Source organism: Pedobacter flavus, assembly GCF_036324285.1.
Lineage (GTDB): Bacteria > Bacteroidota > Bacteroidia > Sphingobacteriales > Sphingobacteriaceae > Pedobacter > Pedobacter flavus.
Genome location: NZ_JAZDQU010000001.1, coordinates 1,207,471 through 1,221,741, shown reverse-complemented (window position 1 = coordinate 1,221,741; position 14,271 = coordinate 1,207,471). Strand labels below are relative to the sequence as shown.

Below are 14,271 nucleotides of genomic sequence, written 5' to 3'. Positions count from 1 at the left end.
GATGCAAGAAAAAATTAACAAGCTTAACAGCAAAATACAGGAAGCAGAATTAGGGGGCGGATTAGCCAGAATAGAAAGTCAACATAAAAAAGGTAAGTTAACTGCTAGAGAACGTATTCATTTTCTTTTAGACGAAAACAGTTTTGAAGAGATTGGGATGTTAGTTACCCATAGGAGTACTGACTTTGGAATGGAGAATGAAAAATATTTGGGGGATGGGGTTGTAACTGGATACGGTACCATCAATGGTAGGTTAACCTACGTTTTCTCTCAAGATTTCACTGTTTTTGGAGGATCATTATCTGAAACTCATGCAGAAAAAATCTGTAAAATAATGGATATGGCGCTTAAAAATGGTGCACCAATAATTGGATTAAATGATAGCGGTGGTGCTAGAATTCAAGAAGGAGTTGTATCATTAGGTGGTTATGCTGATATTTTTTACAGAAATGTACAAGCTTCAGGTGTAATCCCTCAGTTATCAGCTATAATGGGGCCTTGTGCAGGTGGAGCGGTTTATTCTCCTGCGATAACTGATTTTATACTTATGGTAGAAAAATCATCTTATATGTTTGTAACTGGGCCAAATGTTGTTAAAACAGTAACACATGAGGAAGTGACCTCAGAAGAACTGGGTGGCGCTCAAACACATGCTACTAAGTCTGGCGTAACACATTTTGCTTGTGCTAATGAGATAGAAGCTATTCAGCATTTAAAATCATTATTAAGTTATATGCCTCAAAACTGTGAGGAACAAGCACCAAATCTTGCTTACGAAATTTCGGATGAATCTAGACCTGAATTAGACAATATACTTCCTGAAAACACTACACAACCGTACGACATTAGAGAAGTAATTGAACATCTAATTGATAAAGATTCGTTTTTAGAAGTTCATCAAGGTTATGCAGAAAACATTGTGGTTGGATTTGCAAGATTAGCCGGAAGAAGTTTAGGAATTGTTGCCAATCAACCTGCCTACTTAGCAGGAGTTTTAGATAACCATGCATCGGTAAAAGCTGCAAGATTTGTAAGGTTTTGTGATGCTTTTAACATTCCTTTATTGGTTTTAGAAGATGTTCCAGGATTTTTACCAGGTACAGATCAAGAATGGAATGGAATTATTAGTAATGGCGCAAAATTATTATATGCGTTTAGCGAAGCTACCGTCCCTAGAATTACGGTAATTACTAGAAAAGCTTATGGAGGTGCTTACGATGTTATGAATAGCAAACACATAGGTGCCGACATGAATTATGCTTGGCCATCTGCTGAAATTGCTGTAATGGGCGCAAAAGGTGCTGCAGAAATAATATTCAAAAAAGAAATTAAAGAAGCAGAAAACCCACAAGAAAAATGGTTGGAAAAAGAAAAATTATACTCAGATATCTTCGCCAATCCATATAGAGCAGCAGAAAGAGGCTTTGTTGATGAGGTAATTAGACCTGCACAAACTAGAGAAAAATTAATTAAAGCATTTAAAATGCTCGAAAATAAAGTGGTAAATAGCCCAAGAAAAAAACACGGAAATATTCCTCTTTAATTAAAAATCTAACAAGGCCCTGAAAAAATTTCAGGGCTTTGTTTTAACAGATGTTTTTTGACTATTTAACGTTTAAATTGACTTTATGTCGACCGCCATATCACAATCTAATTCAGCTTCAATCTCCAGATCTACTATCATTTTCATGGCTATTTGCACTGGATTAATAGTTGCAAATATTTATTATTGTCAGCCTCTAATAATATTAATAGCTAAAGAATTCATGATTTCTGAGAGCTACGCTGGCCATTTAAATTATATAACTCAGGCAGGTTACGCTACAGGTTTATTTTTACTTGTTCCTTTGGGTGATAAATTTGAGCGTAAAAATCAAATCCTAATAACCACAGCTATTTCTATTATTGCGTTAATAATGGCGGCTCTTTCAAAAAATTTCTTTTTATTACAAGTAGCTGGATTTTTTATTGGTGCTACGTCTATTGTGCCTCAGTTAATTTTACCCTTGGCGGCAAATTTAAGCAGCGACCAAAACAGAGGTTACAACATAGGAATTATTATGAGCGGTTTGTTAATTGGTATTTTAGCCTCTAGAGCCATAAGCGGATCAATTGGATATTTATTAGGCTGGCGCTCTGTTTTTTTAATGGCAGGAGGTATTTGTGCTTTGTTATGCGTAATTATGGCTAAACAATTTCCTAAAAGTTACCCCAGCTTTAAAGGAAGTTTTTTGGGACTGTACTCAACCATGTTTGGCTATTTAAAATCACAACCTATATTAAGAGAAGCGAGCTTAATTAACTTTTTTGGATTTGCCTTAATTAGTGCTTTTTGGACAGTTATGGTACTCTACTTAGCCAATCCACCTTATAACTTCGAAACGCTTAGAATAGGTTTGTTTGGAATTGCTGGTGCAGCTGGTGCATTAGCAGCTCCTTTAGTAGGAAAACTTAGTAATAGCAAAAACCCGAGAACCAACTTAAAAATTGGTTTCGTCCTACAAATTTTAAGTGTGCTACTTTTTCTTTTATCTGGCAACTTAATTGTGTTTATAATTGGTATAATTTTAATTGATATTGGACAACAAGCCATTCATGTCACCAATCAAACACGAATCTACTTATTAATCCCGGCAGCTAGAAACCGTTTAAATACCGTTTTTATGTCGGTTAGTTTTATAGGTGCAAGCTGCGGATCTGCCTTGGGGATATATTTATGGGAATTAAACGGATGGTTTGCATTTTGTATAGGTAGTTTTGCATTAATTCTAATTAACTTTATTCTTTACTATGTCTATAAAAGAAAATCCATCTGACATACAAATAGAACAAATACCATACTATTTGTCTTGGCAAATTAGAAAAATTGTATTTGACCCTAACCCAATAGATTACAAAATAGACGATGACGAAAACGGTGTCCATTTTGGCCTTTACATCGGTAAAAATTTAATTGGCGTAGTTTCGTGGTTTATAGAAAAAGATGGCGCAGAATTTAAAAAATTAGGGATTTTAAATGAATTCCAGGGCAAAGGTTTTGGAAAGATGTTATTAACCCATTGTATTGATTATTTTAAATCACAAGGAATTAAAACATTTAGATGTGAGTCTAATAAAAACTCAATAGGATTTTATGAAAATTTAGGATTCAAAAAAACAAATCCAACAGAAGCATTCCATTGCTATGCATGCATAGCAATGGAATTATCTATTAAGGTTTAGGTTTTATTGCATTAGTAACATCCATTATCGGCGTTAATCCTTCGCTCGGAACGTAAATTATTTGAGGAAGACTCCCTTTATCGGCAATTTTCTCCAATGTTCTAATAAATAAATATTGATTATAGGTAGTAGATAATGTACCGTTTTCTACTTTCATAGCTTCCGCCATACCCCTAGCTCTTTCAATTTCAGCAGCAGCATTTAATTTTTCAGCTTCCAATCGCGCTTTAGCTTCTTCAACTAATATTTTTCTGTTTTGCTCGGCTTTAGCCATCTCTGCCTTCCCAACCATTTCTTGTTGCCAAACATTATAAACTGGAAGTCCATACATTAAAACAACAATTAAAATTACCGCGAAAATAAATCCCGGCACTACAAGTTTAGTTAAATTCATTTTAAGAACATTTTTAAGGTTAATAATCTATCGAAAATAAGAAAAATTCATTACCACACTAAAATTCATATTTTAAAATATTCCAATTATTTGACTTAAATATCATTGTGTTGAGGTTGAAAATAATATATATTTGTTGATATGGCAAAGAAAGAAAAGAAAGATAAACACATAAATGTAGTGACCAAAAAATCAGTAGAATTTTTCGAGTCCTATATAAATAATGCTGCTCCTACAGGTTTTGAATGGGAAGGTCAGCGACTATGGTTAGACTATTTAAAACCATATATCGATGATTATTTTGTAGATGATTATGGCTCGGCATGCGGTATAATTAATCCACAAGCAGATTTTAAAGTTGTTATTGAAGCTCATGCTGATGAAATTGCTTGGTATGTAAATTACATTACGCCAGATGGACTAATTTATGTTTTAAGAAACGGTGGATCAGACCATCAGATTGCCCCATCTAAAAGAGTAAATATCCATACTAAAAAAGGCATTGTAAAAGCTGTTTTTGGATGGCCAGCTATACATACAAGACTGGGAGGCGAAAAAGAAGAAGCTCCATCTACTAAAAACATTTTTCTTGATTGTGGATGCACGAGCAAGGAAGAAGTTGAAGCGCTGGGTATTCATGTAGGCTGCGTAATAACTTATGAAGATGAGTTTATGGTTTTAAACGACCGTTATTACGTTGGTAGGGCATTAGACAATCGTGTAGGAGGATTTATGATTGCAGAAGTTGCGAGACTTCTAAAAGAAAACAAGAAGAAATTACCATTTGGTCTATATATTGTAAATTCAGTTCAAGAAGAAATTGGTTTACGTGGTGCAGAAATGATTGCTCATAGAATTAAGCCGCGCGTGGCAATTATTACAGATGTAACACACGATACTTCTACCCCAATGATTAATAAATTAGTTCACGGAGAGGTTAGTTGTGGAAAGGGTCCGGTGGTTTCTTATGCACCAGCTGTGCAAACCAACTTAAATAAATTACTTGAAAGAACTGCCGAAGAAAATAAAATTCCTTTCCAAAGACAAGCTTCTTCTAGATCAACTGGAACCGATACAGATGCATTCGCTTATTCTGGAGAAGGGGTTCCTTCTGCATTAATTTCTCTTCCGTTAAGATACATGCACACTACAGTAGAAATGGTTCATAAAGAGGACGTAGACAATGTAATTAGATTAATTTATGAAAGTCTATTAAACATAGAAAACGGTCACGATTTTAGAGAGAAAATCTAAGGCGAAAGTCGAAAGTCCAGTAGAGGGACAAGCCTAAGTACTGATATTTGAAACTAAATCAATAAAGGGAAAGTAAAAAGCTGAAGGTGAAATACCCGATGCTTTTTACTTTCCCTTTTTTCTTATTGTGGTAACTGGAAGATTGAATCTATGTTATAGCCTTAAGCTGCCTCAATTCTAGATATTCTATCTACTCACTACCATTTCCCCTAATACTGATCGTCCAAAGCAAAAATTGGCTTTCTAGTCATCCATTTTCCTTTAGTAAAATCAGGAATAGATTGTACTTGTCCACCTTGTGCTATACTTTGTTCAGACAACGGCGTAATCGCATACCAAGTGGCTAAATCATATACATCCATAGGGAAAGGAGCATTTCTTTTTAAAGACTCTATAAATGCATGAATCACAAACCAATCCATACCTCCGTGTCCCGCGCCAGCTGTATCAGAAGCATATTTTTTCCATAAAGCATGATCATATTGCTTCATATACTCGGTATCTTTTTCATATCTATGGGATGGGCTTTTACCTTCAATATGAATAGAATCAAAGTCATCCATCCACAAACCATTTGTTCCTTGAACCCTGAAATTTAAAGAGTATGGACGTGGTGAGTTTACATCATGTTGTAAAACTATAGTCTCTCCATTTACTGTTGTAATCGATGTAGTAACTATATCGCCTAATTTAAAATTCACTTTTGCGTTAGGATGATTTGGTCCACCTTTAGGGTGATTTAGGATATATCTATTTAATCCTCTTGCTTTGGTAGCTACAGAAGTTAATGCCAATAATCTATTTCCTCTATTTATATTAATCATGTTGGCAACTGGCCCTAACCCATGGGTTGGATATAAATCTCCGTTTCTATACACAGAATGTTGCGTACGCCATTTAGCCTCAGAAAATCCCTTCTCACCAAATTCTACACCACTATCGTAAGGCGTAACACCATCATTAAATTTAACACCTCTTAAATCGTGTTGGTAACCGCCCTGTAAATGCAAAATCTCACCGAATAAATCTTGGCGTACCATATTTAATACGGCCATCACATCTCTTCTGTAGCAAACATTTTCCATAGCAAAAACCTGCATTCCGGTTTCCTCACTTGCATTTACCAGATCCCAGCATTCCTGGATATCTGTTGCTCCACATACTTCCATTCCAACATGTTTTCCAGCGCGCATAGCATCTACACCCTGAATAGCATGCCATTCCCATGGAGTTGCAATAACTACAGCATCTATATCTTTTCTACTTAATAAATTTTTATAATCGTAATCGTCCTTACTATAAATAACAGGTTCTCTTTTCCCAGCCTTTGCACACATTTTAAGCGAAACTGGAACGGCCGATTTTGTATCAGGATCTGCTATTGCGACAACCTCTACATCTGATCTTCTCAGCAATAAATCTAAATGATTCTGACCTCTTAAACCACAACCGATTATACCAACTCTAATTTTTGAAGCCACTTGAGCATACCCAAATATTGGGTCTATTACAGCAGCTACCGCACCTACTGTAGCTGTAGATTTTATAAAGTTCCTTCTTTCCATTTTGGAAGGTAAATATTTTTTTCAATAGTTTTACTTTCAATTAAATAATTCGCGCCTGCAATAATTTTCTACAATAAAAATTGTTAATTTAGCCTGATGAAACCAACATTATTAATCCTCGCTGCGGGTATGGCTAGTCGCTATGGCAGTATGAAACAAATTGATGGATTTGGTCCAAATGGAGAAACAATAATTGATTATTCTATATACGATGCAATTAAAGCCGGATTCGGTAAAGTAATATTTATTATTAAAGAAGAATTCGTAGATAATTTTAAAACCATATTTGAACCTAAATTAAAGGGTAAAATTGAAGTTGATTACGTTTTTCAAAACTTTGATCTTACAAAATTTGGCATTCAAGAAGAAATCTACAGAGAAAAACCATGGGGAACTGCTCATGCCATATTATCTGCAAAAAACACCATAAAAGAACCTTTCTGTGTAATTAATGCTGATGATTTTTATGGTTTCGATGCTTTTCAAAAAATGGCTAATTTCCTAACTAATGATGTAAACGATCAAACTTTCTGTATGGTTGGTTATGAAATTGGAAAGACTTTGTCTGAATTTGGTTCAGTAAGTAGAGGCGTTTGCCAAGTAAATGCTGATGGAAATTTATCTGAAATTGTAGAAAGAACAAAAGTTTATAATGGCGAAGAGGGCATTGTTTACGAAGAAAATGACCATAAATATCCTCTACAATCTAACACTAGGGTTAGTATGAATTTTTGGGGTTTCACACCCAGTGTTTTTAATATAACGGAAGAATTATTTAGAACATTTGCATTAGAAAATAAAGCAAATCCTAAAGCAGAATTTTTTATCCCATTGGTTGCCGAAACACTAATTAAAACTAAAAAAGCCAATTTCAGAGTTATACCTACTTCAAGCAAATGGTTTGGTGTAACTTATAAAGAAGACAAACCTGTAGTTCAAAATAGTATTGATAAATTAATTCAAGAAGAAGTTTACCCAGAAAATTTATGGAGTTAATTCCTGAGTCTATTTTATTAAAATATAATTTACAAAAAGAGGCATTTATACAACAAATAGGTTCGGGTTTTATAAACCGAACCTTTTTAGTTTATAATCCTTTATATACCGAAAATCAGTTTATACTACAAGAAGTTAATTCTACAGTTTTTAAGAGCCCTTATGACATTGCAAATAATGTAGATTTAATTTCTAAATTCCTTCATCATCATTACCCCAACTATCTTTTTCCTTCATTTATCCCAAATATAGACGGACAACTCATTACGGAAGAAGATGGAATTTATTGGAGAATGAGCCATTACATAAAGGAATCTATAGCGTATAATACGTTGTCGAATCCAAATCAAGCATTTCAAGCGGCTGCACAATTTGGAAAACTAACTCGATTGTTAGATAAATTTCCAATTGATCAATTAGCATACACCATACCAGATTTTCATAATCTAGATTTTAGATTAAATCAGTTTAAAGATGCTTGTTTAAAAGCTCAAACTAATAAAATAGAAGATTCCATAGACACAATAAATTTGGCAAACAATTATGAATATATTTCCAATTATTATAATTCATATTTAAAATCGCCAGACTTTAAAAATAGGGCAATACATCATGATACAAAAATTAGTAATGTTTTATTAAATAAACATGATGATTCGGGGATTTGTGTTATAGATCTTGACACATTGATGCCAGGGAAATTTACATCAGATTTAGGGGATATGATGCGTACTTATTTATGTGCATTTTCTGAAAATGAAGCAGATCTTTCTAAAATTAATATTAGAATCTCATACTTTGAGTCGATGATTAGAGGATATTTATCAGAAACCTCACAAATTTTAACCAATACTGAATTAGAATTATTACTGTTCTCTGGGAAATATATTGTTTATATGCAAGCGATTAGATTTTTAACAGATCATTTAAATGGAGACATTTATTATAAAATAGAATATCCTAATCAGAACTTAAATAGAGCAAAGAATCAGTTTAAGCTATTAAATGAACTCATAAAAAACGAAGTTCTATTACAAGACATAATAGATAAAGCAATTAAAGAATATAGAAAATAAAAAAGGGGCGAAATTATAAAATTACGCCCCTTTTATGAATTACATTATTCCGACTTATTTTTTATCGTCGTCTTTAACTTCTTCAAAATCTACATCCGTTACAGTATCACCTCCTGCATTAGGCTGACCATCGTTAGGTTGACCTTGAGCAGCTTGACCATCTTGTCCGGCTTTGTACATTTCTTCTGAAGCAGCATTCCATGCATTTTGAAGCTCAGCTTGTGCAGCATCAATATCAGCAAAATTACGAGCAGAATGAGCCGCTTTTAGTTTAGCTAAACCTTCTTCAATTGGCGCTTTTTTATCAGCTGATAATTTATCACCAAACTCAGTTAATTGCTTTTCAGTTGAGAAAATTAAAGCATCAGCGCTATTAATTTTATCTGCTTCTTCCTTAGCTTTTTTATCTGCTTCAGCATTTGCTTCAGCTTCTTCTTTCATTTTCTTGATTTCTTCGTCTGTTAAACCAGATGAAGCTTCAATACGAATTTTTTGTTCTTTACCTGTAGCTTTATCTTTTGCACTAACGTGTAAGATACCGTTAGCATCAATATCAAAAGCAACCTCAATTTGAGGAACACCACGAGGTGCTGGTGGAATTCCATCTAAAATAAACCTTCCAATTGTTCTATTCTGTGCCGCCATTGGACGTTCACCTTGTAAGATATGGATTTCTACAGATGGTTGGTTATCAGCCGCTGTAGAGAAAGTTTCAGACTTTTTAGAAGGAATAGTTGTATTCGCTTCAATTAATTTAGTCATTACACCACCCATAGTTTCAATTCCTAAAGATAATGGAGTAACGTCTAATAATAATACGTCTTTTACTTCACCAGTTAAAACACCACCTTGAATCGCAGCACCAATTGCTACAACCTCATCAGGGTTTACTCCTTTAGAAGGCTCTTTTCCAAAAAATGCTTTAACAGCTTCTTGAATTGCAGGAATTCTTGTAGTACCACCTACTAAAATAATCTCATCAATATCAGAAGTCTTTAATCCTGCATTTTTTAAAGCAGATTTACAAGGCTCAATTGTACGTTTTACTAAATCAGATACTAATTGCTCAAACTTAGCACGGCTTAAATTACGAACTAAGTGTTTTGGACCAGTTGCATCAGCAGTAATATAAGGCAAGTTAATTTCTGATGCTGTTGTGCTCGATAATTCAATTTTTGCCTTTTCAGCAGCTTCTTTTAAACGTTGCATAGCCATTGGATCTTGATGTAAATCCATTCCATACTCCGATTTAAACTCAGAAGCTAACCAATCTATAATCACATGATCAAAGTCGTCACCACCTAAATGAGTATCACCATCAGTAGATTTTACTTCGAAAACACCATCACCTAATTCAAGAACAGAAACATCATGTGTACCACCACCACAGTCGAACACAACAATTTTCATATCCTTATGTGCTTTATCTAATCCGTACGCTAATGCAGCAGCAGTTGGCTCATTTATGATACGTTTTACAGTTAATCCAGCAATCTCACCTGCTTCTTTCGTAGCTTGACGTTGAGCATCATTAAAATATGCAGGAACTGTAATAACAGCTTCTGTAACTTCAGTACCAAGGAAATCTTCAGCAGTTTTCTTCATTTTTTGAAGAATAATAGCTGAAATTTCTTGAGGTGTATATTTTCTGTCGTCAATTTCAACTCTTGGTGTATCATTATCACCTTTTACTACCTTATAAGGTACACGCCCTAATTCACTAGAAACCTCTCCAAAACTACTTCCCATAAATCTCTTAATAGAAGAAATTGTTTTGGTAGGATTTGTTATCGCCTGACGTTTGGCGGGCTCACCAACTTTTCTTTCGCCATTTTCAGCAAAAGCAACGATTGATGGAGTTGTACGTTTACCTTCACTGTTTGCAATAACTACAGGCTCATTACCTTCCATTACTGATACGCATGAATTGGTAGTTCCTAAGTCGATTCCAATTATTTTTCCCATTGTATATATTGTATTATAAAAATTAATATTTATGAAAACTAATAATCAAGCCTTATGCCAATTAATTTTTGGCAGAAATATCTTAATTATGTCTGTTAAAATGGAAAATAACTAATTGTAGAGGGTGACAGATTGACAGAAATTAGTATGGTTATTTTTTAGTGATTTTAAAACCTATTTTTTCACGTTCAGCAGAAGATTTAGATTTTTCAGACAATTCATCACTATAATCGAAAATTAATTCAATATTCTTAGTGTTGTTTTTAGTTAAATTTTCAAGTTTCATAATAGCTCGTTTCAATTCAACATTCTCAAACATCTTATCCCGAAGCGTTATAAATATTTCGATAATTCTAATACTCACTGAAATAGCTTGAGTACTTCGCAATACGTTAGCTAACATTAATACGCCATGTTCAGTAAAAACAAATGGCAAAAAACCACCCAAATTTCCTTTAGAACTTATCACATTATTAAAAAGTAAGGATTCTACTTCCTCCTCAGTTAACTGAAACATGAAATTAGGTGGGAAATTTGCTGCATTCCTTTTTACTTGCTCCCTTAATCTTCTAGATTATACACCATATAATTTAGCCAAATCTCTATCTAGCATAACTTTATGATTCCTTAAAAAATAAATTTTATTAATCAATACTTCGTCAGGGATGATTGAACTTGGTTGATCAATAGACATAATAATATATTTAAGGTGTCGCAAATTGCGACACCTTAAATATATAAATTAATTATTTTAATTTTATTGACATTTATTTAGCCCCAAGCAAACCACCTAAGTGATGTTCGGTAATGCCAAAATAACGTTTAGCATCTTGAATTGAAGCTAAAATTTTCGTTTGTCTTTCTTGTTTCAAACGTTCACTTTCTTCATTTTTCTTAACACCTACTATCATTACATTTTTAGGGGTATGAGCATCTGAAATAAATTCGAAAACCTTGGTTTTATAACCAGCATATTCTAAATACATAGCTCGTAAACCATCCGTAACCATTTCCGCTTGTCGTTCTAAAAAGATTCCGTGCTTTGTAAGAAAGCTTATATCATTTACAACCTTATTATTTTCAATCTCTCTTCTAATTTGTTTATGACAACAAGGTGCTACAATAATTAGCTGCGCATTCCCAAGAATTCCCTTAGCAATTGCATCATCAGTTGCAGTATCACAAGCATGTAAAGCAATTAATATATCTGTTGGGCCTTGATAATCTTGTATGGTTCCTTGCTCAAAACTTAAATTTTGAAATCCTGAATGCAATGCAATTGAATTACAAATATCAACAAGATCTTGTCTGAATTCAATGCCCTTAACAAATGCTTGCTTTTTTAAAGAATTAACTAAATAATCATACAAGGCAAAAGTCAAATAGCCTTTCCCTGCCCCCATATCAACAACATTAAAAGAATGCTCAATTTTAAGCTCATTAATTAGCGGTGCTAATAATTCAACATATCTATTAATTTGTTTAAACTTATCTTGAGCATTACTATATACGGTACCATTTGCATCAGTAAGTCCTAATTCCTGTAAATAATTTGCCGCTGAATTAGATATTTTATACTGCTTTTTTCTATTATGTGAATTTTCTACTGGACGAACTTCATTTAAAAGACGTTTTCTTAATACAGATTTGCCACTTTTAAAAATCTCGAATTGAAATTCCTCAGCAGTAGTTGTCAAGGTTGCAATTTGAAATCCATCCTCTAGTGCAGAAGCAATAACTCTTTCACCATCAATTATTGAAAAGTTTTTTACAATATCCCGAGTTTTATATCTATATGTAAATGATAAATGAGGTTGTCTCTTTATAAAGATCGGTTTAACATAAATATTTTTAAGCGCATCAATTTCACCTTTATAATTACCTAACGATAGTTTAACGAAGCTATTATTTTCTAAAGATGATTGAATTTCAGTTTTAAAAACATCGAGGTGATCTAATTTCATAAAAATAAATATGAGACAAATTTAAACAAAAAAAGCGTCCAAAAATTGAACGCCTTTCTTATGAAATAAAACTTAAAATTAAGCTTTATCTTCTTTATTTTCTTCTGTAGCTGGTGCTTCTTCAGTTTCATTAACTGGAGTTTCAACAACTTCTTCTTCAACAACTGGAGCCTCTTCAAGCGCTTCAGCTGCTTTTTTAGCAGGTGCTGAAGTAGTTTTCTTAGCTCTACTTCTACGCGTAGTTTTCTTCTCTGCTGCAGCTGAATCTTTACCATAAACTTCGTTATAATCTACTAACTCAATTAGAGCCATTTCCGCGTTATCACCTAAACGATTGTTTAATTTAATAATACGAGTATAACCACCTGGACGGTTAGCAACTTTTTGAGCAATATCACGAAACAACATAGTTACTGCATCTTTATCTTGAAGATAACTAAATACAGTTCTACGAGAATGCGTAGTATCTTCTTTTGATTTAGTAATGATTGGTTCAACATACATACGTAATGCTTTAGCTTTAGCCAAAGTAGTAGTAATACGTTTGTGTGTAATTAATGATGTAGCCATGTTAGCTAACATAGATTTTCTATGTGAACTAGTTCTACCTAAGTGGTTAAATTTTTTACCGTGTCTCATTTTTTTTAATTAAGTGTATACCGTCTCTTTGAAATTAATCTGAGGGAATTATACACAGTGAATACAAATTTATTCTTATTAGTTACTTAGTAATTGGTAGTTTGTAGTTAGTTCCACTACTAGTAGCTAATTCGCAGAAATTTCTGAGCTATAATTAGATTATAATACCCAATACCGTCTACTATCTACTGTCTACTAAGTATTTATTCTTCGTCTAACTTAAATTTAGAAAGGTTCATTCCAAACGATAATTGTTTAGATTTTACCAATTCTTGGATTTCTGTTAACGATTTCTTACCAAAGTTTCTGAATTTTAACATATCAGCTACATCATAAGAAACTAGATCAGCTAGTGTACGGATATCTGCAGCTTTTAAGCAATTTAATGCTCTTACAGAAAGATCCATATCAACTAATTCAGTTTTTAAGATTTTACGCATATGTAAAATTTCTTCATCAACTTCTTTAGATTCTTCTTTAGCTTGAGATTCTAATACAAGATTCTCATCTGAGAATAACATAAAGTGTTGAATTAAAATTTTAGCAGCTTCTTTCAATGCATCTTCAGGATTGATAGATCCATCTGTAGAAATATCTAAAATTAACTTCTCATAATCTGTTTTTTGTTCAACACGATAGTTTTCAATCGTATATTTTACATTTTTCATTGGAGTAAAAATCGAATCGATTGCTATTACACCAACTACAGAATCAGTAACTTTATTTTCTTCAGCAGGAACATAACCACGACCTTTATTAATCGTAAGTTCAACCTCTAAAGTTACAGATTTCTCCATGTTACAAATAACTAATTCAGGGTTTAAAACCTCGAAATTGTTAGAGAAATTTGTAATATCTCCAGCTAAGAATTGATCTTTACCATTGATAATAATGAAAACTTTCTCAGAATCACCAGAGTCACCTACTTTTTTGAAACGTACTTGTTTCAAATTAAGGATAATCTCAGTAAGATCTTCTACAACACCTTTCATGGTAGAGAATTCGTGAGAAACACCGGAGAAACGGATGCTGGTGATCGCAAAACCTTCTAAAGATGAAAGAAGGATTCTTCTTAATGCATTACCAATTGTTACACCGAAACCGGGCTCAAGGGGGCGAAATTCAAACGTACCATCAAAATCTGTTGATTTTTGCATGATAACTTTGTCTGGTTTCTGAAATGCTAAAATTGCCAT

12 protein-coding genes and 1 pseudogene are annotated in these 14,271 nt (G+C 33.3%); 6 read left to right on the top strand and 7 right to left on the bottom strand.

What is annotated here, in order from left to right; genetic code table 11:
• Position 1 precedes the first annotated feature (1 nt).
• From VRU49_RS05705 to VRU49_RS05695, 3 genes are all read left to right on the top strand, one after another.
• Entirely contained in the window at positions 2-1,543 is a 1,542-nt protein-coding gene (locus tag VRU49_RS05705; RefSeq protein WP_330145820.1) for an acyl-CoA carboxylase subunit beta, read from the top strand.
• Between the two features lie 85 nt (positions 1,544-1,628).
• Positions 1,629-2,816, top strand: coding sequence for an MFS transporter (locus VRU49_RS05700; RefSeq protein WP_330145819.1), 1,188 nt, complete (start codon positions 1,629-1,631; stop codon positions 2,814-2,816).
• Positions 2,791-3,222, top strand: a complete 432-nt coding sequence (locus tag VRU49_RS05695) for a GNAT family N-acetyltransferase (RefSeq protein ID WP_330145818.1) — start codon at positions 2,791-2,793, stop codon at positions 3,220-3,222. Before VRU49_RS05700 ends, VRU49_RS05695 begins: the two co-directional genes overlap by 26 nt.
• Here VRU49_RS05695 and VRU49_RS05690 read toward each other — a convergent pair.
• Positions 3,212-3,616: an SPFH domain-containing protein gene (locus VRU49_RS05690; RefSeq protein WP_330145817.1), complete on the bottom strand. Its 405-nt coding sequence runs from the start codon at positions 3,614-3,616 to the stop codon at positions 3,212-3,214. The genes VRU49_RS05695 and VRU49_RS05690 overlap by 11 nt on opposite strands.
• Before the next feature lie 141 nt (positions 3,617-3,757).
• Here VRU49_RS05690 and VRU49_RS05685 point away from each other — a divergent pair, with 141 nt between their 5' ends.
• Positions 3,758-4,870 carry a M42 family metallopeptidase gene (locus VRU49_RS05685; RefSeq protein ID WP_330145816.1) on the top strand — a complete coding sequence of 371 codons (1,113 nt, stop codon included), beginning with the start codon at positions 3,758-3,760 and terminating at the stop codon, positions 4,868-4,870.
• 209 nt (positions 4,871-5,079) lie between these two features.
• Here VRU49_RS05685 and VRU49_RS05680 read toward each other — a convergent pair whose 3' ends face one another.
• Positions 5,080-6,435: a Gfo/Idh/MocA family protein gene (locus tag VRU49_RS05680; RefSeq protein ID WP_330145815.1), complete on the bottom strand. Its 1,356-nt coding sequence runs from the start codon at positions 6,433-6,435 to the stop codon at positions 5,080-5,082.
• Positions 6,436-6,531: 96 nt separating this feature from the next.
• On the opposite strand from VRU49_RS05680, the gene VRU49_RS05675 reads away from it, so the two are divergent.
• On the top strand, positions 6,532-7,431 hold the full coding sequence (locus VRU49_RS05675; protein ID WP_330145814.1) for a nucleotidyltransferase family protein: 900 nt from the start codon (positions 6,532-6,534) through the stop codon (positions 7,429-7,431).
• Positions 7,422-8,507, top strand: coding sequence for a phosphotransferase enzyme family protein (locus VRU49_RS05670; RefSeq protein WP_330145813.1), 1,086 nt, complete (start codon positions 7,422-7,424; stop codon positions 8,505-8,507). Before VRU49_RS05675 ends, VRU49_RS05670 begins: the two co-directional genes overlap by 10 nt.
• A 54-nt stretch (positions 8,508-8,561) precedes the next feature.
• Here the strand turns inward: VRU49_RS05670 and dnaK are convergent, their stop codons facing one another.
• From dnaK to VRU49_RS05645, 5 genes and pseudogenes are all read right to left on the bottom strand, one after another.
• Positions 8,562-10,472: a molecular chaperone DnaK gene (dnaK, locus tag VRU49_RS05665; protein ID WP_330145812.1), complete on the bottom strand. Its 1,911-nt coding sequence runs from the start codon at positions 10,470-10,472 to the stop codon at positions 8,562-8,564.
• Between the two features lie 151 nt (positions 10,473-10,623).
• Positions 10,624-11,031, bottom strand: a pseudogene (locus VRU49_RS05660) (ORF6N domain-containing protein); the annotation flags it as partial.
• A 208-nt stretch (positions 11,032-11,239) separates the two neighbouring features.
• Entirely contained in the window at positions 11,240-12,436 is a 1,197-nt protein-coding gene (locus VRU49_RS05655; RefSeq protein ID WP_330145811.1) for a class I SAM-dependent methyltransferase, read from the bottom strand.
• 78 nt (positions 12,437-12,514) lie between these two features.
• Positions 12,515-13,075: a 50S ribosomal protein L17 gene (gene rplQ / locus VRU49_RS05650; RefSeq protein WP_330145810.1), complete on the bottom strand. Its 561-nt coding sequence runs from the start codon at positions 13,073-13,075 to the stop codon at positions 12,515-12,517.
• Between the two features lie 203 nt (positions 13,076-13,278).
• Positions 13,279-14,271, bottom strand: coding sequence for a DNA-directed RNA polymerase subunit alpha (locus VRU49_RS05645; protein ID WP_330145809.1), 993 nt, complete (start codon positions 14,269-14,271; stop codon positions 13,279-13,281).